Annotated in this window: 19 protein-coding genes; 14 read left to right on the top strand and 5 right to left on the bottom strand. The window is 55.6% G+C overall.

Going from position 1 to position 18,549, the window contains the following annotated elements:
- Positions 1-56 precede the first annotated feature (56 nt).
- From skp to tilS, 11 genes are all read left to right on the top strand, one after another.
- A complete protein-coding gene (skp, locus tag MOQ06_RS13670; protein ID WP_006810039.1) occupies positions 57-551 on the top strand; it encodes a molecular chaperone Skp in 495 nt (164 codons plus the stop codon).
- A 3-nt stretch (positions 552-554) separates the two neighbouring features.
- A complete protein-coding gene (gene lpxD / locus MOQ06_RS13665; protein WP_242173550.1) occupies positions 555-1,580 on the top strand; it encodes a UDP-3-O-(3-hydroxymyristoyl)glucosamine N-acyltransferase in 1,026 nt (341 codons plus the stop codon).
- A gap of 104 nt (positions 1,581-1,684) precedes the next feature.
- Positions 1,685-2,140, top strand: coding sequence for a 3-hydroxyacyl-ACP dehydratase FabZ (gene fabZ / locus MOQ06_RS13660; RefSeq protein ID WP_003856165.1), 456 nt, complete (start codon positions 1,685-1,687; stop codon positions 2,138-2,140).
- Positions 2,141-2,143: 3 nt separating this feature from the next.
- A complete protein-coding gene (gene lpxA / locus MOQ06_RS13655; protein WP_148420146.1) occupies positions 2,144-2,932 on the top strand; it encodes an acyl-ACP--UDP-N-acetylglucosamine O-acyltransferase in 789 nt (262 codons plus the stop codon).
- Positions 2,932-4,080 (top strand): lipid-A-disaccharide synthase, encoded by a 1,149-nt coding sequence (lpxB, locus tag MOQ06_RS13650; protein ID WP_242173547.1) that lies wholly within the window; start codon positions 2,932-2,934, stop codon positions 4,078-4,080. Before lpxA ends, lpxB begins: the two co-directional genes overlap by 1 nt.
- Positions 4,077-4,673: a ribonuclease HII gene (gene rnhB, locus MOQ06_RS13645; protein WP_242173545.1), complete on the top strand. Its 597-nt coding sequence runs from the start codon at positions 4,077-4,079 to the stop codon at positions 4,671-4,673. Before lpxB ends, rnhB begins: the two co-directional genes overlap by 4 nt.
- A 38-nt stretch (positions 4,674-4,711) precedes the next feature.
- A complete protein-coding gene (gene dnaE, locus MOQ06_RS13640; protein ID WP_242173543.1) occupies positions 4,712-8,194 on the top strand; it encodes a DNA polymerase III subunit alpha in 3,483 nt (1,160 codons plus the stop codon).
- 12 nt (positions 8,195-8,206) lie between these two features.
- The gene (gene accA / locus MOQ06_RS13635; RefSeq protein WP_013095666.1) at positions 8,207-9,166 is read left to right on the top strand and encodes an acetyl-CoA carboxylase carboxyl transferase subunit alpha; all 960 of its coding nucleotides are present in this window, start codon (positions 8,207-8,209) and stop codon (positions 9,164-9,166) included.
- A 100-nt stretch (positions 9,167-9,266) separates the two neighbouring features.
- On the top strand, positions 9,267-11,399 hold the full coding sequence (locus tag MOQ06_RS13630) for a lysine decarboxylase LdcC (RefSeq protein ID WP_148420150.1): 2,133 nt from the start codon (positions 9,267-9,269) through the stop codon (positions 11,397-11,399).
- Between the two features lie 66 nt (positions 11,400-11,465).
- Positions 11,466-11,855 (top strand): VOC family protein, encoded by a 390-nt coding sequence (locus MOQ06_RS13625; protein WP_148420151.1) that lies wholly within the window; start codon positions 11,466-11,468, stop codon positions 11,853-11,855.
- A gap of 58 nt (positions 11,856-11,913) precedes the next feature.
- Positions 11,914-13,200, top strand: coding sequence for a tRNA lysidine(34) synthetase TilS (gene tilS, locus MOQ06_RS13620; RefSeq protein ID WP_242173541.1), 1,287 nt, complete (start codon positions 11,914-11,916; stop codon positions 13,198-13,200).
- A gap of 26 nt (positions 13,201-13,226) precedes the next feature.
- On the opposite strand, the gene rof is transcribed toward tilS, so the two are convergent.
- Positions 13,227-13,487, bottom strand: coding sequence for a Rho-binding antiterminator (gene rof / locus MOQ06_RS13615; protein WP_148420153.1), 261 nt, complete (start codon positions 13,485-13,487; stop codon positions 13,227-13,229).
- The gene (locus MOQ06_RS13610) at positions 13,474-13,674 is read right to left on the bottom strand and encodes a YaeP family protein (RefSeq protein WP_148420154.1); all 201 of its coding nucleotides are present in this window, start codon (positions 13,672-13,674) and stop codon (positions 13,474-13,476) included. The genes rof and MOQ06_RS13610 overlap by 14 nt, the downstream gene beginning before the upstream one ends.
- Before the next feature lie 194 nt (positions 13,675-13,868).
- Here MOQ06_RS13610 and MOQ06_RS13605 point away from each other — a divergent pair, with 194 nt between their 5' ends.
- The 3 genes from MOQ06_RS13605 to nlpE are packed head-to-tail and all read left to right on the top strand — an operon-like array spanning position 13,869 to position 15,564.
- Positions 13,869-14,414 (top strand): YaeQ family protein, encoded by a 546-nt coding sequence (locus tag MOQ06_RS13605; protein ID WP_148420155.1) that lies wholly within the window; start codon positions 13,869-13,871, stop codon positions 14,412-14,414.
- On the top strand, positions 14,411-14,827 hold the full coding sequence (arfB, locus tag MOQ06_RS13600; protein ID WP_148420156.1) for an alternative ribosome rescue aminoacyl-tRNA hydrolase ArfB: 417 nt from the start codon (positions 14,411-14,413) through the stop codon (positions 14,825-14,827). Before MOQ06_RS13605 ends, arfB begins: the two co-directional genes overlap by 4 nt.
- A 38-nt stretch (positions 14,828-14,865) precedes the next feature.
- Entirely contained in the window at positions 14,866-15,564 is a 699-nt protein-coding gene (gene nlpE / locus MOQ06_RS13595; RefSeq protein ID WP_176608664.1) for an envelope stress response activation lipoprotein NlpE, read from the top strand.
- A 45-nt stretch (positions 15,565-15,609) separates the two neighbouring features.
- Here the strand turns inward: nlpE and proS are convergent, their stop codons facing one another.
- The 3 genes from proS to rcsF all read right to left on the bottom strand — a co-directional run bounded on the left by proS (position 15,610) and on the right by rcsF (position 18,549).
- Positions 15,610-17,328, bottom strand: coding sequence for a proline--tRNA ligase (proS, locus tag MOQ06_RS13590; protein WP_148420158.1), 1,719 nt, complete (start codon positions 17,326-17,328; stop codon positions 15,610-15,612).
- A 112-nt stretch (positions 17,329-17,440) separates the two neighbouring features.
- Positions 17,441-18,148, bottom strand: coding sequence for a tRNA (N6-threonylcarbamoyladenosine(37)-N6)-methyltransferase TrmO (tsaA, locus tag MOQ06_RS13585; protein WP_176608662.1), 708 nt, complete (start codon positions 18,146-18,148; stop codon positions 17,441-17,443).
- A complete protein-coding gene (gene rcsF / locus MOQ06_RS13580) occupies positions 18,145-18,549 on the bottom strand; it encodes an Rcs stress response system protein RcsF (RefSeq protein ID WP_003856133.1) in 405 nt (134 codons plus the stop codon). The genes tsaA and rcsF overlap by 4 nt, the downstream gene beginning before the upstream one ends.

Here is an 18,549-nt window from a genome sequence, read left to right as displayed (position 1 = left end):
TTGCCACGCAAAGAACGGCACCCCTCGGGTGCCAATGGGATGGTAAGGAGTTAATTGTGAAAAAGTGGTTATTAGCTGCAGGTCTCGGTTTAGCGATGGCAACTTCCGCTCAGGCAGCGGACAAAATTGCAATCGTCAACATGGGTAATTTGTTCCAGCAGGTTGCACAGAAAACCGGTGTTTCTGCAACGCTGGAAAACGAATTCAAAGGCCGTGCGAGCGAGCTGCAACGTATGGAAGGCGATCTTCAGTCCAAAATGCAGCGTTTACAGCGTGATGGTTCTACCATGAAAGCGAGCGAGCGCAGCAAACTGGAAAAAGACGTCATGTCTCAGCGCCAGACCTTCTCTCAGAAAGCTCAGGCTTTCGAGCAGGATCGTCAGCGTCGTTCTAACGAAGAGCGTGGCAAGCTGGTGACTCGCATTCAGTCTGCCGTTAAAGCAGTAGCAGCCGATCAGAGCATCGATCTGGTTGTTGATGCGAACGCCGTTGCATTCAACAGCAGCGATGTTAAAGACATCACCGCTGATGTTCTGAAACAGGTTAAATAAGTAATGCCTTCAATTCGACTGGCTGATTTAGCTCAGCAGTTGGATGCAGAATTACACGGTGATGGCGATATCGTCATCACCGCTGTTGCGTCCATGCAATCTGCTAAAGCAGGCACTATTACCTTCATGGTAAGCCCTAAGTACCGTGAACACCTGGCCCAGTGCCAGGCGTCTGCCGTTGTTCTGACGCAGGACGATCTTCCGTTTGCCACTAGCGCTGCACTGGTAGTGAAAAATCCCTACCTGACGTATGCGCGCATGGCGCAAATTCTTGATACCACGCCGCAGCCGGCGCAGAACATTGCGGCCAGTGCTGCGATTGATCCGACGGCTCAGCTGGGTAACAACGTGGCGGTCGGCGCAAACGCCGTTGTCGAATCCGGTGTGGTGCTGGGCGATAACGTGGTGATTGGACCTGGCTGCTTTGTTGGAAAAAATACAAAAATTGGCGCAGGGACTCGTCTGTGGGCCAATGTGTCTGTCTATCATGAGGTTGAGATTGGCGAGAATTGTCTCGTACAGTCCAGCACGGTGATTGGTTCTGACGGATTTGGTTACGCCAACGATCGGGGTAACTGGGTTAAGATCCCTCAGCTGGGTCGCGTGATTATCGGCGATCGTGTTGAGATCGGGGCTTGCACAACCATTGACCGTGGTGCGCTCGACGACACCATTATTGGTAACGGTGTTATCATAGACAACCAGTGCCAGATTGCACATAACGTTGTGATTGGCGACAATACCGCAGTTGCGGGTGGTGTTATCATGGCAGGCAGCCTGAAAATTGGCCGTTACTGCATGATTGGCGGTGCCAGCGTGATCAATGGCCATATGGAAATATGCGACAAAGTCACGGTGACGGGAATGGGCATGGTGATGCGTCCAATCACTGAACCAGGCGTTTATTCCTCGGGCATTCCGCTGCAACCGAACAAGGTATGGCGTAAAACAGCTGCACTGGTGATGAATATTGATGATATGAGCAAGCGACTCAAAGCGATTGAGCGCAAAATCGATCAACAAGACTAAGCGTTCATCCGTTTAACGCTAAATTTCCCGGCCTGTCGGCTTTGTTTATAAACCGGCAGGCCGTGTTATTATTGCTACTTAGTACATTTGACAGGAAGAGTATTTTGACTACTGACACTCATACTCTGCATATTGAAGAGATTTTAGAACTTCTGCCGCACCGCTACCCGTTTTTGCTGGTAGACCGTGTGCTGGATTTTGAAGAAGGTCGTTTTCTGCGCGCAGTGAAAAATGTCTCCGTTAACGAGCCGTTCTTCCAGGGGCACTTCCCTGGTAAGCCTATCTTCCCGGGTGTATTGATCCTGGAAGCGATGGCACAGGCTACCGGTATTCTGGCGTTTAAAAGCGTTGGAAAACTGGAGCCGGGTGAACTCTATTACTTCGCGGGTATCGATGAAGCGCGCTTCAAGCGTCCGGTCGTGCCTGGTGATCAAATGATCATGGAAGTCACTTTTGAAAAAACGCGTCGCGGCCTGACTCGCTTCAAAGGCGTAGCTATGGTTGACGGCAAAGTTGTTTGCGAAGCAACAATGATGTGTGCGCGTAGCCGGGAGGCCTGATACGTGATTGATAAATCCGCCTTTATTCATCCTACCGCTATTGTGGAAACGGGTGCCATCATTGGTGCTAACGTTCACATTGGCCCGTTTTGTATTGTTGGACCCCATGTCGAAATTGGTGAGGGTACAGTACTGAAATCTCACGTTGTGGTGAATGGTCATACCACCATTGGCTGCAACAATGAGATCTATCAGTTCGCCTCCATCGGCGAAGTTAACCAGGATCTTAAGTATGCTGGCGAACCGACCCGCGTGGAAATCGGCGATCGTAACCGCATTCGCGAAAGCGTCACCATTCATCGTGGCACAACGCAGGGCGGTGGAGTGACGAAGGTGGGCAGCGACAACCTGTTTATGGTTAATGCGCATATTGCGCACGACTGTAACGTCGGTAGCCGCTGTATCCTCGCCAACAACGCAACGCTGGCGGGGCACGTATCGGTCGATGATTTTGCAATTATTGGCGGCATGACCGCGGTCCATCAGTTCTGCATCATTGGTGCGCACGTGATGGTCGGCGGATGCTCCGGTGTGGCGCAGGACGTCCCACCGTTCGTGATTGCGCAGGGCAACCATGCCACGCCGTTTGGCGTGAACATCGAAGGCCTTAAGCGTCGTGGCTTCAGCCGCGAAGCGATTACGGCGATCCGCAACGCGTACAAATTGCTGTACCGTAGCGGTAAAACGCTGGAAGAGGCGAAGCCGGAAATTGCCGAACTGGCGAATAAGCACCCTGAAGTGAATACGTTCATGGAGTTCTTTGAACGTTCAACCCGTGGTCTGATTCGTTAATGGTCGACAGTCGTCCGCTTACCATAGCCCTGGTCGCCGGAGAAACCTCCGGCGATATTCTTGGTGCAGGTCTTATCCGCGCGCTTAAAGCCCGTGTACCCAATGCCCGCTTTGTCGGCGTGGCTGGCCCGCTGATGCAGGCCGAAGGCTGTGAAGCCTGGTATGAAATGGAAGAGCTGGCCGTGATGGGCATCGTCGAGGTGCTGGGTCGCCTGCGCCGTTTGCTGCACATTCGTGCCGACCTTACTCGCCGTTTTACCGATCTCAAACCCGATGTTTTTGTCGGTATTGATGCGCCTGATTTCAATATCACCCTTGAAGGGAGCCTGAAAAAGCAGGGTATCAAAACTATCCATTACGTCAGTCCGTCCGTCTGGGCGTGGCGACAGAAACGCGTTTTCAAAATCGGACGGTCCACCGATCTGGTGCTGGCTTTTCTGCCTTTCGAAAAAGCGTTTTACGACAGATTCAATGTGCCGTGCCGTTTTATCGGTCATACCATGGCGGATGCGATGCCGCTGGATCCGGATAAAAACGCGGCGCGTGATGCGCTGGGCATTCCGCATGATGTGCACTGTCTGGCGCTGCTGCCGGGAAGCCGTGGTGCTGAAGTTGAAATGCTCAGCGCCGATTTCCTGAAAACGGCACAAATTCTCCGCAACACTTATCCCGATCTTGAAGTGGTCGTGCCGCTGGTGAATGCCAAACGCCGCGAGCAGTTTGAGCGTATCAAAGCTGATGTTGCTCCGGGTCTCCACGTCCGCCTGCTGGACGGGAAAGGACGGGAGGCCATGTTTGCGAGCGATGCCGCACTGCTGGCTTCCGGCACGGCTGCGCTGGAGTGTATGCTGGCAAAATGCCCGATGGTGGTCGGTTATCGCATGAAGCCGTTTACCTTCTGGCTGGCAAAACGTCTGGTGAAAACAGAGTACGTCTCGCTGCCAAACCTGCTTGCGGGTCGCGAACTGGTGAAAGAGCTATTGCAGGATGAGTGCCAGCCGCAGGCGCTGGCTGATGCACTGCTGCCGCTGCTGGCAAACGGCAAGACCAGCCACCAGATGCACGAAACGTTCCGTGAGCTGCATCAACTGATCCGCTGTAATGCTGATGAGCAGGCGGCCGATGCGGTGCTGGAGTTAGCAAAATGATGGAATTTACTTACCCTCATACGCACCTCGTTGCCGGTGTGGATGAGGTCGGACGTGGCCCGTTAGTGGGGGCCGTGGTGACCGCGGCGGTGATCCTCGATCCAGCGCGTCCGATTAGTGGTCTGAACGACTCGAAAAAACTGAGTGAAAAGCGCCGCCTGGCGCTGTTCGATGAAATTAAAGAGAAGGCGCTGGCCTGGAGTATCGGGCGCGCAGAGCCGAATGAGATTGACGATCTGAATATTCTGCACGCCACCATGCTGGCAATGCAGCGTGCTGTCGCTGGCCTGAAAATTGTGCCTGAGTATGTGCTGATCGACGGTAATCGTTGCCCGGCGCTGCCGATGCCTTCACTGGCCGTCGTTAAAGGCGATAGCCGCGTCGCAGAAATCAGCGCGGCGTCAATCATTGCCAAGGTGACACGCGATGCCGAAATGGCCGCGCTGGATCTCACTTATCCTGCGTATGGTTTTGCCCAGCACAAGGGATATCCAACCGCTTTCCATCTGGAAAAGCTGGCTGAACATGGCGCAACTGAACATCATCGGCGCAGTTTTGGCCCGGTGAAACGTGCGCTGGGACTGGTGTCCTGAATCAAGACGCAAGCAATTAAGTAACGCGGAATCTGAAGATGGCTGAACCACGTTTCGTACACCTGCGGGTGCATAGCGACTACTCCATGATCGATGGGCTGGCAAAGACCGGGCCGCTGGTAAAAAAGGCGGCCTCGCTCGGCATGCCTGCGCTGGCGATCACCGATTTTACCAACCTGTGTGGCCTGGTGAAGTTCTACGGAACGGCGCATGGTGCAGGGTTAAAGCCCATCGTTGGCGCGGACTTTCACGTACAGAGCGAGCTGCTCGGCGATGAGATGACGCAAATTTCCGTGTTAGCCATGAATAACACGGGCTATCAGAACCTCACTCTGCTGATCTCCAAGGCCTACCAGCGCGGCTACGGCGCACTGGGGCCGTGGATTGACCGTGACTGGCTGGCGGAGCTGAACGAAGGGTTGCTGCTGATCTCCGGTGGCCGTATGGGCGATGTCGGCAAATGTCTACTGCGCGGCAACAGCGCGCTGGTGGAGCAGTGCGTGTCGTTCTACGAAGAGTATTTCCCGAATCGCTATTACCTTGAGCTGATCCGCACCGGGCGAGCGGACGAAGAGAGCTACCTGCATGCTGCCGTAGCCCTTGCCGAAGCGCGCGGGCTGCCCGTGGTGGCAACCAACGACGTGCGCTTCCTTGAGTCTGGCGATTTTGACGCCCACGAAATCCGCGTCGCTATCCACGACGGCTTTACCCTTGACGATCCGAAACGCCCGCGCAACTACTCGTCGCAGCAGTACATGCGCAGCGAAGAAGAGATGTGCGAGCTTTTCTCGGACATTCCGGAAGCGCTGGAAAACAGCGTAGAGATAGCCAAGCGCTGTAACGTCACCGTACGTCTCGGCGAATATTTCCTGCCGCAGTTCCCGACAGGTGACATGACCACGGAAGATTTCCTGGTCATGAAATCGAAAGAGGGCCTTGAAGAGCGTCTGGAATTCCTTTTCCCGGATGAAGCGGTCCGTAAAGAGAAGCGTCCTGAGTATGATGAGCGCCTGGATATTGAGCTCCAGGTTATCAACCAGATGGGATTCCCGGGCTACTTCCTGATCGTGATGGAGTTCATCCAGTGGTCGAAGGATAACGGCGTACCGGTTGGTCCGGGGCGTGGTTCCGGTGCCGGCTCGCTGGTGGCGTATGCGCTGAAAATCACCGACCTCGATCCGCTGGAATTCGACCTGCTGTTCGAACGCTTCCTTAACCCGGAGCGTGTCTCCATGCCCGACTTCGACGTCGACTTCTGCATGGAAAAACGCGATCAGGTTATCGAGCACGTGGCCGATATGTACGGCCGGGATGCGGTTTCGCAGATCATTACCTTCGGTACGATGGCGGCGAAAGCGGTTATCCGCGACGTGGGCCGCGTGCTGGGGCACCCGTACGGTTTTGTCGATCGCATCTCTAAGCTGGTACCGCCCGATCCGGGCATGACGCTGGCTAAAGCGTTTGAAGCCGAACCTCAGCTGCCGGAAATATACGAAGCCGACGAAGAGGTCAAAGCGCTGATCGACATGGCGCGCAAGCTGGAAGGCGTCACGCGAAATGCCGGCAAGCATGCGGGGGGCGTGGTTATCGCCCCGACCAAAATTACTGACTTTGCGCCGCTGTACTGCGACGAAGCGGGCCAGCATCCGGTTACCCAGTTCGACAAGAACGACGTGGAATACGCCGGGCTGGTGAAGTTCGACTTCCTCGGCCTGCGTACGCTCACCATCATCAACTGGGCGCTGGAGATGATCAACGCCCGCCGCGAGAAGAACGGCGAGCCGCCGCTGGATATCGCGGCTATCCCGCTTGATGACAAGAAAAGTTTCGACATGCTGCAACGCTCGGAGACGACAGCCGTTTTCCAGCTTGAATCCCGCGGCATGAAAGATCTGATTAAACGTCTTCAGCCTGACTGCTTCGAAGATATGATCGCGCTGGTGGCGCTATTCCGTCCCGGCCCGCTGCAGTCGGGGATGGTAGATAACTTTATTGACCGTAAGCACGGGCGCGAAGAGATTTCCTATCCGGACGTGCAGTGGCAGCACGAAAGCCTGAAACCGGTACTGGAGCCGACCTACGGCATCATCCTGTATCAGGAACAGGTTATGCAGATAGCCCAGGTGCTTTCCGGCTATACCCTTGGCGGCGCGGACATGTTGCGTCGTGCGATGGGTAAGAAAAAGCCGGAAGAGATGGCCAAGCAGCGTTCCATCTTTGAGGACGGGGCGAAGAAAAACGGCGTCGACGGCGAACTGGCGATGAAAATCTTCGACCTGGTGGAGAAATTCGCCGGGTACGGATTTAACAAATCCCACTCTGCCGCCTATGCTTTGGTGTCGTATCAAACGCTGTGGCTGAAGGCGCACTATCCCGCTGAGTTTATGGCGGCGGTAATGACCGCCGATATGGACAACACCGAAAAGGTCGTTGGCCTGGTGGACGAGTGCTGGCGCATGGGGCTTAAGATCCTGCCGCCGGATATCAACTCCGGGCTGTATCATTTCCACGTTAACGAACACGGGGAAATCGTCTACGGGATCGGCGCGATCAAGGGCGTCGGTGAGGGGCCGATCGAGGCGATCATCGAAGCTCGTAACAACGGCGGTTACTTCCGCGAGCTGTTCGATCTCTGCGCCCGTACCGATACCAAAAAACTGAACCGCCGCGTGCTGGAAAAACTGATCATGTCCGGCGCGTTCGACAGGCTGGGGCCGCACCGCGCCGCGTTGATGAACTCGCTCGGCGATGCGTTGAAGGCGGCCGATCAGCACGCAAAAGCGGAAGCCATTGGCCAGGCGGATATGTTTGGCGTGCTGGCGGAAGAGCCAGAGCAGATCGAGCAGTCCTATGCCAGCTGCCAGCCGTGGCCGGAACAGGTGGTGCTGGATGGTGAGCGTGAAACGTTAGGCTTGTACCTGACGGGGCACCCTATCAACCAGTATCTCAAAGAAATTGAGCGCTATGTCGGCGGCTACAGGCTTAAAGACATGCATCCGACAGAACGTGGTAAAATCACCACGGCTGCGGGGCTCGTGATTGCTGCAAGGGTAATGGTCACCAAGCGCGGCAATCGTATCGGCATCTGTACACTGGATGACCGTTCCGGGCGTCTGGAGGTGATGTTGTTCACCGACGCGTTGGATAAATACCAGCAATTGCTGGAAAAAGACCGCATACTTATCGTCAGCGGACAGGTCAGCTTTGATGACTTCAGCGGGGGGCTTAAAATGACTGCCCGCGAAGTGATGGACATTGACGAAGCCCGGGAAAAATATGCTCGCGGGCTTGCTATCTCGCTGACGGACAGGCAAATTGATGACCAGCTTTTAAACCGACTCCGTCAGTCTCTGGAACCCCACCGCTCGGGGACAATTCCAGTACATCTCTACTATCAGAGGGCGGATGCACGTGCGCGGTTGCGCTTTGGTGCAACGTGGCGTGTCTCTCCGAGCGATCGTTTACTGAACGATCTCCGTGGCCTCATTGGTTCGGAGCAGGTGGAACTGGAGTTTGACTAATACAGGAATACTATGAGTCTGAATTTCCTTGATTTCGAACAGCCGATTGCAGAGCTGGAAGCGAAAATCGATTCTCTGACAGCGGTGAGCCGTCAGGATGAAAAACTGGATATTAACATCGACGAAGAAGTGCATCGTCTGCGTGAAAAAAGCGTAGAACTGACGCGCAAAATCTTTGCCGATCTCGGCGCATGGCAGATCGCCCAGCTGGCGCGTCATCCACAGCGTCCGTACACCCTGGATTATGTCCGCCTGGCGTTTGACGAATTTGACGAACTGGCCGGCGACCGCGCATACGCTGACGATAAAGCTATCGTCGGCGGCATCGCGCGTCTGGATGGACGTCCGGTGATGATCATTGGTCATCAGAAAGGTCGTGAAACCAAAGAGAAAATCCGTCGTAACTTCGGTATGCCGGCACCAGAAGGCTACCGTAAAGCCCTGCGTCTGATGGAGATGGCTGAGCGTTTCAATATGCCAATCATTACCTTCATCGACACGCCTGGCGCTTACCCGGGTGTCGGCGCAGAAGAGCGCGGTCAGTCTGAAGCCATCGCACGCAACCTGCGTGAGATGTCTCGCCTGAAAGTGCCCGTCATCTGTACCGTTATCGGTGAAGGTGGCTCCGGCGGCGCGCTGGCGATTGGCGTGGGCGATAAAGTGAATATGCTGCAGTACAGCACCTATTCCGTTATCTCTCCGGAAGGCTGTGCTTCCATTCTGTGGAAAAGCGCCGACAAAGCGCCTCTGGCTGCCGAAGCGATGGGCATCATTGCCCCACGTCTGAAAGAGCTGAAGCTTATCGACACCGTCATCCCTGAACCGCTGGGTGGCGCGCACCGCAAGCCGGAAGTCATGGCCGCGTCCCTGAAAGCGCAGCTGCTGGCTGACCTGGCGGACCTGGACGTGCTGAGCAAAGAAGATTTGCTCAACCGCCGTTATCAGCGCCTGATGACCTACGGTTACGCATAAGCCTCACAATTATCCTAAAAGCCGCACATTGTTGCGGCTTTTTTTATACCTGCCGTTTACCTTAACTATGCTTATCTGATGTTTTTCAAGGAGGTAAACCATGAACATCATTGCCATCATGGGGCCACACGGCGTCTTTTATAAAGACGAACCCATCAAGGAGCTGGAGCAAGCCCTTACCGCACGCGGATATCAGCTGATCTGGCCGCAAAACAGCGCCGACCTGCTGAAATTCATCGAACACAATCCGCGCATCTGTGGCGTGATATTCGACTGGGACGAATACGACATGGAGCTGTGCAGCGATATCAATAAGCTCAACGAATACCTTCCGCTGTACGCCTTTATCAACACGCATTCGACCATGGACGTCAGCGCTCACGATATGCGCATGGCGCTGTGGTTCTTCGAATACTCTCTCGGCGTTGCCGAGGACATTGCGATCCGCATTCAGCAGTACACCGGCGAATACCTTGATAACATCACGCCGCCGTTTACGCGCGCGCTGTTCACCTATGTTAAGGAAGGAAAGTACACCTTCTGTACGCCGGGCCATATGGCGGGGACGGCCTATCAAAAAAGTCCGGTGGGCTGCCTGTTCTATGATTTCTTTGGCGGCAATACGCTGAAAGCGGACGTGTCGATTTCGGTGACCGAGCTGGGCTCTCTGCTGGATCATACCGGCCCGCATCTGGAAGCCGAGGAGTACATTGCCCGCACCTTTGGCGCCGAGCAAAGCTACATGGTGACCAACGGCACTTCGACGTCAAATAAAATCGTCGGGATGTACGCCGCGCCTGCCGGCAGCACGCTGCTGATTGACCGAAACTGCCACAAGTCGCTGGCGCATCTGCTGATGATGAGTGACGTAGTGCCGCTCTGGCTGTCGCCAACGCGCAATGCGCTCGGCATTCTTGGCGGCATTCCACGCCGCGAGTTCACGCGTGCCGCCATTGAAAAAAAGGTCGCGGCGATACCGGAGGCTGGCTGGCCCGTCCATGCGGTGATCACTAACTCGACCTATGACGGGCTGCTGTACAACACTAACTGGATTAAGCAGACGCTGGACGTGCCGTCGATCCACTTTGATTCCGCCTGGGTGCCTTACACCAATTTCCATCCGATTTATTCGGGTAAAAGCGGAATGAGCGGCGAGCGCGTGCCGGGAAAAGTATTCTTCGAAACGCAGTCGACGCACAAAATGCTGGCCGCGTTTTCCCAGGCGTCCCTTATTCACATCAAGGGCGAGTACGACGAGGACACCTTCAACGAAGCCTTTATGATGCACACGACCACGTCGCCGAGCTACCCGCTGGTGGCCTCCATCGAAACGGCGGCGGCGATGCTGCGCGGCAATCCCGGTAAACGCCTGATTAATCGTTCGGTGGAGCGGGCGCTGCATTTCCGTAAGGAGGTCCAGCGGCTGAAAGATGAAGCGGACGGCTGGTTCTTTGATATCTGGCAGCCGGAAGAGATCGACGAGGCGGAGTGCTGGCCCGTCGCGCCAGGTGAAAGCTGGCACGGCTTCCGGGATGCCGATGCGGATCATATGTTCCTCGATCCGGTTAAGGTGACGATCCTGACGCCGGGCATGGATGAGCAGGGCGTAATGGGTGATGAAGGGATCCCGGCCGCGCTGGTAGCGAAATTCCTCGACGAGCGTGGCGTGGTGGTGGAGAAGACCGGCCCCTACAATTTGCTGTTCCTGTTCAGTATTGGGATCGATAAAACCCGCGCGATGGGTCTGCTGCGCGGGTTGATGGAGTTCAAGCGCGCGTACGATCTGAACCTGCGGGTGAAGAACATGCTGCCCGACCTCTATGCGGAAGATCCTGACTTCTATCGCAATATGCGCATTCAGGATCTGGCTCAGGGGATCCACAGGCTGATCCGCCAGCACGATCTGCCGCGCCTGATGCTCCAGGCGTTTGACGTCCTGCCCGAAATGAAGCTGACGCCGCACAGGGCGTGGCAGCAGCAGGTGAAAGGCGAGGTTGAAACCGTTGAGCTGGAAAATCTGGTCGGCCGGGTATCGGCCAACATGATCCTGCCTTATCCGCCGGGCGTACCGCTGCTGATGCCGGGCGAAATGATCACCGAAAAAAGCCGGGCGGTGCTCGATTTTCTGCTGATGCTCTGTTCGGTAGGGCGCCACTATCCGGGGTTTGAGACGGATATTCACGGTGCGAAACGCGATGAAAACGGCGTGTACTGGGTGCGAGTCCTAAAATAAAGGGGGCTGCTTGCCAGCGGCGGGCTGTCGGTTGTAACGTTCAGGGCATCATAAAAAGGAGAAGCTATGCTGGGTTTAAAACAGGTTCACCATATTGCGATCATCGCCACCGATTACGCGAAAAGTAAGGCATTCTACTGCGACATCCTCGGCTTTACGCTGATGAGCGAGGCTTACCGCGAAGAGCGCGACTCCTGGAAGGGCGATCTGGCGTTAAACGGGCAATATGTCATTGAGCTGTTCTCTTTTCCCTTCCCGCCTGCGCGTCCGTCGCGCCCGGAAGCCTGCGGCCTGCGCCACCTGGCCTTCAGCGTCGATGACCTGGACAGTGCGGTAAAACATCTGGAAGCCCACGGCGTGGCCTGTGAAGCGATTCGTGTCGATCCCTTTACCGACAAACGTTTCACTTTTTTCAACGATCCGGACGGCCTGCCGCTGGAGCTTTATCAGCAGTAATTGCCTTCATGTGTGATAATGCCCGTTCAGTTCGGGCATTTTTTATGTGTAATTTTCTATGACCTTACCCGCTATCGCTCTCGCCGTTTCACCGTACCGCCAGCTTCTGGTGGGATTTAGCGGTGGCCTGGACTCCACCGTTTTGCTGCACCGCCTTAAGTGCTGGCGCGATCGGGAGCCGGACGTCCAGCTTCGGGCGATGCACATTCATCACGGCCTAAGCGCCCATGCGGACGACTGGGTAGCGCACTGTGAAGCGGTGTGCTCAGCGTGGGCGATCCCGCTAGTTGTTGAGCGCGTCACGCTTGCGGATGAAGGGTTGGGCACGGAGGCGCAGGCGCGTAAAGCCCGCTACGCCGCGTTTTCCGGCGCATTACAGCCTGGAGAAGCGTTGGTTACCGCGCAGCATCTGGACGATCAGTGTGAAACGTTCTTGCTGGCGCTCAAGCGCGGCAGCGGGCCTGCGGGGTTATCCGCCATGCCGGAACGCGCGGATTTTGCCGGTACGGCGCTGATTCGTCCGCTGCTGGGTGAAACGCGCGCTTCACTGGAAGCCTGGGCGCATCAACACCATCTGCGCTGGATTGAGGACGAAAGCAATCAGGACGACAGCTACGACCGAAACTTCCTGCGCCTGCGCGTGCTGCCGCTTCTGAACGAGCGCTGGACGCATTTTTCCGAAGCGGCGGCCCGAAGCGCGATGCTTTGTGCTGAACAGGAAAGCTTGCTGAACGAGCTGCTGCGCGAGGAGCTGGAGACGCTGATTACCGCAGACGGTGCGCTGGTGCTGGCGCCGCTTGAAGCGATGAGCCCCGCACGTCGGGCTGCCCTGATTCGTCGCTGGCTGGCGTTTCACCGTGCGGCCATGCCGTCCCGGGCGATGCTCAACCGTATCTGGGACGAGGTTGCACAGGCCCGGGAAGATGCCGCGCCGCGTATCTATCTGAATGGTTTTGAGGTCAGGCGCTATAAAGGCCAGCTCTGGTGGGTAAAATCGTTGCCGTCGCTTGCTGACAGGATCCTCGACTGGCCGTCTCCTGAGCAAGCATTAACGTTACCTGTTAATGCAGGCGTGGTTGCGTTAAGCCGTTCGGGTAACGTGCGTTTGCCCGAGCCGGGCGAGAACGTCACCGTACGCTTCAGGGCCAGCGGCATGCTGCACATCGTCGGGCGTAACGGCGGGCGCAAACTGAAGAAGATCTGGCAGGAACAAAACGTTCCGCCCTGGCTGCGTGATGCCACGCCGCTTCTGTTTTACGGTGATACGCTCATTGCGGCGGCAGGGGTATTTGTCACTAAAGAGGGGTGGGCTGAAGACGGTGTAAATTTTGAATGGAAAGCGTAACGGGCAGCCAGGCTGCCCGTTGGTTATCAGGATTCGCTCACCACGACGGTGCCGATTTGCGGGTGGCTAAAACTGGCAATTTTGTCGAGGCGCAGCTCACGCGTCGCACCTGCATCTTCAACAACCAGGTATTCCACGTTCTTACGGGAAACCAGATCGCTGGCCTTTGCCTTAAGCACTTCGCCATCTTTTAGCTCCAGCGTCAGTATTAAATGATGCTGGCAGGCGAGTTCGAGGTTGTCATAGTCATCACAATTGATGGGTTGATAGGTATCATTCATCGACATAATCGCTCACCAGTAAATTCGCCGCAGCGTACGCTGCTTTTTCCCTGACCGATTCAGAAAGGCCCTCATCAGAGGCCACTTCATTTAGCACGTTCAATACACAGCCCAACGCATCCGGGATATACCCCAGATCTCCGCTGGCAATTTCCGCATACCGTCTGCGAATCAACTCACAATAATTATTCACATCCCCTCCTGCCAGCGTACTGACTTACTGTGAGATATCATTAAGCCTACGAAGTTAAACTCGGTTTAGCAAGGTGACTATACCATACTCATTTAAGCAATATCAGCGCCTTGATAAGGGGGGGTACAAGCTCGTAACAGCCTTTTGCTGCGGTTTTCGCTACAATGTACGCCTGAATCGAAAGGAGTTCTCTCATGGCGCTGAAAGCGACAATTTATAAAGCTGTGGTCAATGTGGCGGATCTTGACCGTAACCAGTTTCTCGATGCGTCATTGACGCTGGCGCGCCACCCCTCTGAAACCCAGGAGCGCATGATGCTGCGCCTGCTGGCGTGGATAAAGTATGCCGATGAGCGCCTGCAATTTACCCGGGGCTTAAGTGCGGAAGATGAGCCGGAAGCCTGGCGGCGCAACGACCACCTGGGTATCGATCTGTGGATTGAGCTTGGCCTCCCGGATGAACGCCGGATCAAAAAGGCTTGCACCCAGTCCGCTGAGGTCGCGCTCTTCGCCTACAACCAGCGCGCCGCGGAGATCTGGTGGCAACAGAATAAAAACAAATGTGCGCAGTTCAAAAACCTTACCGTCTGGTATCTGGATGATGAACAGCTGGCGCAGCTGAGCGAGTTCGCCGGCCGAACGATGGCGCTACAGGCTACTATTCAGGACGGCGCCATCTGGCTCTCTGATTCTCAGAATAATCTGGAAATTCATCTCACGGCCTGGCAGCCCGCGCCATGATTGTTTTGTCCCGAAACGTCAGCATTCCTGATAGCGAGCTGGAGATCACCGCCATCCGTGCTCAGGGGGCAGGGGGACAGCACGTCAACAAGGCTTCAACGGCTATCCATTTGCGCTTTGACATTCGGGCCTCCAGCCTGCCAGAGTATTATAAAGAGAGCCTGCTTGCCGCCAGCCATCACCTGATCACCAGCGATGGCGTAATTGTGATCAAGGCGCAGGAATATCGCAGCCAGGAAATGAACCGGGAAGCGGCACTTTCCAGACTGGCGGCGGTCATAAAAGAATTAACAGCAGTGCAAAAAAGCCGTCGGGCAACGCGTCCTACGCGGGCATCGAAAGAACGCAGGTTGTCCTCAAAGGCGCAAAAATCCACCGTAAAATCACTGCGTGGCAAAGTTCGTCATCCGTAGCGTGACGAAAGGGACACCCTTTTCATAAGGAATGTATCGTGAAAAAAGCATTATTATCAGCGCTGGCCGTAACGAGTCTGTTCGCGCTTTTTGGCTGTAACAACCGTTCGGAAACGCAGGCCTTACAGCCAACGCAAAACGAAGAATTAAAGCCGATGCAGCAGAGCTGGCGCGGCGTATTACCCTGTGCAGATTGTGAAGGTATCGAAACCTCTCTGTTCCTGCAAAAGGATGGTACCTGGGTAATGAACCAGCGTTATCAGGGAGCGAAGGAACCCTCGTCATATGCAACTTACGGAACCTGGGCGCGTACGGCTGAGAAGCTGGTATTGACCGATACCGCTGGGGACAAAACCTATTTCCGCGCCAAAGGCGAGGGGATGGAGATGCTCGATCGCGAAGGTAATCCGATTGAATCCCAGTTCAACTACACGCTGGCTCCGGTAAAAGCGGCACTGCCTGCAACGCCAATGGCGATGCGGGGGATGTATTTCTACATGGCGGATGCGGCTATCTTCACGGACTGCGCGACCGGGAAGAAAGTCAGCGTGGCGAACAATGCCCAGCTGGAGCGTGACTATGCCGTTGCGCGCGGCAATGACAGCAAGCCAGTGTTGCTGACGGTTGAAGGGCACTTTACGCTGGAGCCAAACCCGGACAGCGGCGAGCTGGTAAAAACGCTGGTGGCCGATAAGGACGCGACGTTTACTGCCGGCAAAAACTGCGACAGCAAATAATATTTACCCATAAAAAAACCCCGCGCTGGCGGGGTTTTTTGTTTCTTAACCTTTGATGGCTTTCACCAGGTAATCAAGAATGTCGCCCGTCTTGATCATCTGCTTTTCGCCGTTACGACGGTATTTGTATTCAATCTCGTCGCTGTCGAGGTTACGGTCGCCGATGACGATGGTGTGCGGAATACCAATCAGCTCCATATCAGCAAACATCACGCCCGGACGCTCTTTACGGTCATCCATCAGCACGTCGATACCTTTCGCGCTCAGCTCAGCGTAGAGTTTCTCGGCCAGCTCCTGCACGCGGTAAGACTTGTGCATGTTCATCGGTAGAATTGCCACCTGGAATGGTGCAATGTTATCCGGCCAGACGATACCGCGCTCGTCATAGTTCTGCTCGATAGCGGCAGCAACAACACGCGTTACCCCAATACCGTAGCAGCCCATGGTCAGAACCTGGTTACGGCCATCTTCACCCTGAACGGCAGCGTTCATTGCGCGAGAGTATTTATCGCCCAGCTGGAAGATGTGGCCTACTTCGATACCGCGTTTGATCATCAGGGTACCCTTGCCGTCCGGGCTTGGATCGCCTGCGACCACGTTACGGATGTCAGCCACTTCTGGCGTCGCCACGTCGCGATCCCAGTTGATGCCGAAGTAGTGTTTCCCGTCGATGTTTGCGCCAGCGGCGAAGTCGCTCATCGCTGCAACGGTGCGGTCAACGATCACCGGAACAGGCATATTCACCGGACCCAGCGAGCCTGGGCCTGCGTTCACCACGGCGCGGATTTCTGCTTCTGTCGCGAAAGCGAGCGGGCTGGCAACCTGCGGCAGCTTTTCCGCTTTCACTTCGTTCAGCTCGTGATCGCCACGGACCAGCAGGGCAACCAGCGGGTAAGCGCTGCCTTCAGCAGATTTCACCAGCAGGGTTTTGACCGTTTTCTCAACCGGCAGGTTGAACTGCTCAACCAGCTCGGCAATAGTTTTCGCGTCTGGCGTATCAACCAGCGTCATCTCTTCGGTTGCCGCAGCACGTGGCGCTTTTGGTGCCAGCGCTTCTGCGAACTCGATGTTCGCGGCGTAATCAGAGGAGTCAGAGAAGATCACATCGTCCTCACCGCTCTGCGCCAGAACCTGGAATTCATGGGAGGCGCTACCGCCGATAGAGCCGGTATCAGCCTGTACAGCACGGAAATCCAGGCCCATGCGGGAGAAGATTTTGCTGTAAGCCTCGTACATTTTGTCGTAGGTCTCCTGCAGAGATTCCTGAGACGTATGGAAAGAGTAGGCATCTTTCATCAGGAATTCGCGAGAACGCATGACGCCGAAGCGTGGGCGCACTTCGTCACGGAACTTGGTCTGGATCTGGAAGAAGTTCAGCGGCAATTGTTTGTAAGAGCTCAGCTCGTTACGGATCAGGTCGGTGATCACTTCTTCATGCGTAGGGCCGAGAACAAAGGGACGATCGCCACGATCGGCAATACGCAGCAGCTCAGGACCGTACTGCTCCCAGCGACCGCTCTCCTGCCACAGTTCAGAGGGCTGAACAACCGGCATTAACACCTCGATAGCACCGGCGTTGTTCATCTCTTCACGCACGATGTTTTCGACTTTTTTCAGGACGCGCACGCCGGTCGGCAGCCAGGTATATAACCCGGAGGCCAGCTTGCGGATCATCCCGGCGCGAAGCATCAGCTGGTGGCTGATCACTTCGGCGTCGGCAGGTGTCTCCTTCAGAGTGGAGAGCAGATATTGGCTAGTACGCATGTTGTTACGGTTCCATTTCGACGATTGGAACAGGCTGAAACACCAGCCTGACACAAAAAAAGTGGTTTAGTTTACCAGTGTGGCAAAGATGCCAAAAGAGAGGAGAACAAAATTACCTGGGTTCCAGGGCAAACACTTCAAAACCCGCCGCAGTCACGCGCCAGCGCACGTTAAAGTCCAGCAGCCAGACCGCATACGTTTTTCCGGTCTCCTCTTCTTTGCGATAGGCGGGACGGGGGTCCTGCGCCAGCACTTCGGTAATGAAGTCACGAAGACGAGGATAGCGTTTTTCCAGCTGGCCGATTTGCGTCGTTATTTCTGGCGTGAAGTGAACCGGCATATCTGCCTGCGGCGCTTCCTGCGCGTAGCTTGCCCTGGCCTCCGGCAGCGCTTCGGCAAAGGGCAGGTAAGGCTTGATATCAATGACCGGTGTGCCATCAACCAGGTCAAGGCTACCTAACTCCAGAATCACCCGATCTTTCTGACAGCGTATGCCTTTCAGTTCGACCAGCGACATTCCAATCGGGTTAGGGCGGAAGGTGGAGCGGGTGGCAAATACACCCATTCTGGCATTACCGCCCAGACGCGGAGGACGCACCGTGGGACGCCAGCCGCCTTCCATGGTCTGGTGAAACACAAAGACCACCCATAAATGACTGAACGCCTCAAGCCCGCGCACCGCATCGGCCTGATTATAGGGCGCGACAAGATGAAGCTCGCCGCCGCCGTTGATGACCAGACCGGGCTGGCGCGGCACGGCGAACTTCTCTTTATAAGGGGAGCGGATAACGCCTATCTGCCCGAACTGAAACGAACTCATTTCGCCGTAATATTAAGCGCAGAACCGATACATACCGCCTGACGGTAGCAGCCTGGCGTACCGCTGGTCACTTCGCAGCTGTGCAGCAGCACCGCGTTGGCTTTCATTTTTGACGCGTTAATCTGCATACGCTTGCGGGCTGTTGGGATATTCGGTGGAGAGTCCTGGTTCGTTGCCTGGCAGGATTCGCCACTCACTTCACCCAGCTCACGGAATGGCTTACCGACCAGCTCGTCGGCTTTCGTAATAATACGTACCGGCGCAGCGCGAGGCGCTTTCGGTTTTGCTGGCTCCGCTTTTGGCGGGGTTGCAGTGCTTTGAACGGGTTCAACAGGAGATCTGCTTAGCATAGAACAGCCGCTCAGCATCAGTGCTAAAAGACAGATCGGTAAAGCACGCAT

Origin of the sequence: Enterobacter sp. I4 (genome assembly GCF_022669095.1) — a bacterium.
Classification (GTDB): domain Bacteria; phylum Pseudomonadota; class Gammaproteobacteria; order Enterobacterales; family Enterobacteriaceae; genus Enterobacter; species Enterobacter pasteurii.
This window is presented reverse-complemented; position numbering and strand designations above follow the sequence as displayed.

Excerpts from the sequence above, each read along its gene's own strand:
- lpxD (WP_242173550.1), top strand. The coding sequence starts at position 555 with ATGCCTTCAATTCGACTGGCTGATTTAGCTCAGCAGTTGGATGCAGAA.
- lpxB (WP_242173547.1), top strand. The coding sequence starts at position 2,932 with ATGGTCGACAGTCGTCCGCTTACCATAGCCCTGGTCGCCGGAGAAACC.
- rnhB (WP_242173545.1), top strand. The coding sequence starts at position 4,077 with ATGATGGAATTTACTTACCCTCATACGCACCTCGTTGCCGGTGTGGAT.
- dnaE (WP_242173543.1), top strand. The coding sequence starts at position 4,712 with ATGGCTGAACCACGTTTCGTACACCTGCGGGTGCATAGCGACTACTCC.
- accA (WP_013095666.1), top strand. The coding sequence starts at position 8,207 with ATGAGTCTGAATTTCCTTGATTTCGAACAGCCGATTGCAGAGCTGGAA.
- MOQ06_RS13630 (WP_148420150.1), top strand. The coding sequence starts at position 9,267 with ATGAACATCATTGCCATCATGGGGCCACACGGCGTCTTTTATAAAGAC.
- MOQ06_RS13625 (WP_148420151.1), top strand. The coding sequence starts at position 11,466 with ATGCTGGGTTTAAAACAGGTTCACCATATTGCGATCATCGCCACCGAT.
- tilS (WP_242173541.1), top strand. The coding sequence starts at position 11,914 with ATGACCTTACCCGCTATCGCTCTCGCCGTTTCACCGTACCGCCAGCTT.
- rof (WP_148420153.1), bottom strand. The coding sequence starts at position 13,487 with ATGTCGATGAATGATACCTATCAACCCATCAATTGTGATGACTATGAC.
- MOQ06_RS13605 (WP_148420155.1), top strand. The coding sequence starts at position 13,869 with ATGGCGCTGAAAGCGACAATTTATAAAGCTGTGGTCAATGTGGCGGAT.
- arfB (WP_148420156.1), top strand. The coding sequence starts at position 14,411 with ATGATTGTTTTGTCCCGAAACGTCAGCATTCCTGATAGCGAGCTGGAG.
- proS (WP_148420158.1), bottom strand. The coding sequence starts at position 17,328 with ATGCGTACTAGCCAATATCTGCTCTCCACTCTGAAGGAGACACCTGCC.
- tsaA (WP_176608662.1), bottom strand. The coding sequence starts at position 18,148 with ATGAGTTCGTTTCAGTTCGGGCAGATAGGCGTTATCCGCTCCCCTTAT.
- rcsF (WP_003856133.1), bottom strand. The coding sequence starts at position 18,549 with ATGCGTGCTTTACCGATCTGTCTTTTAGCACTGATGCTGAGCGGCTGT.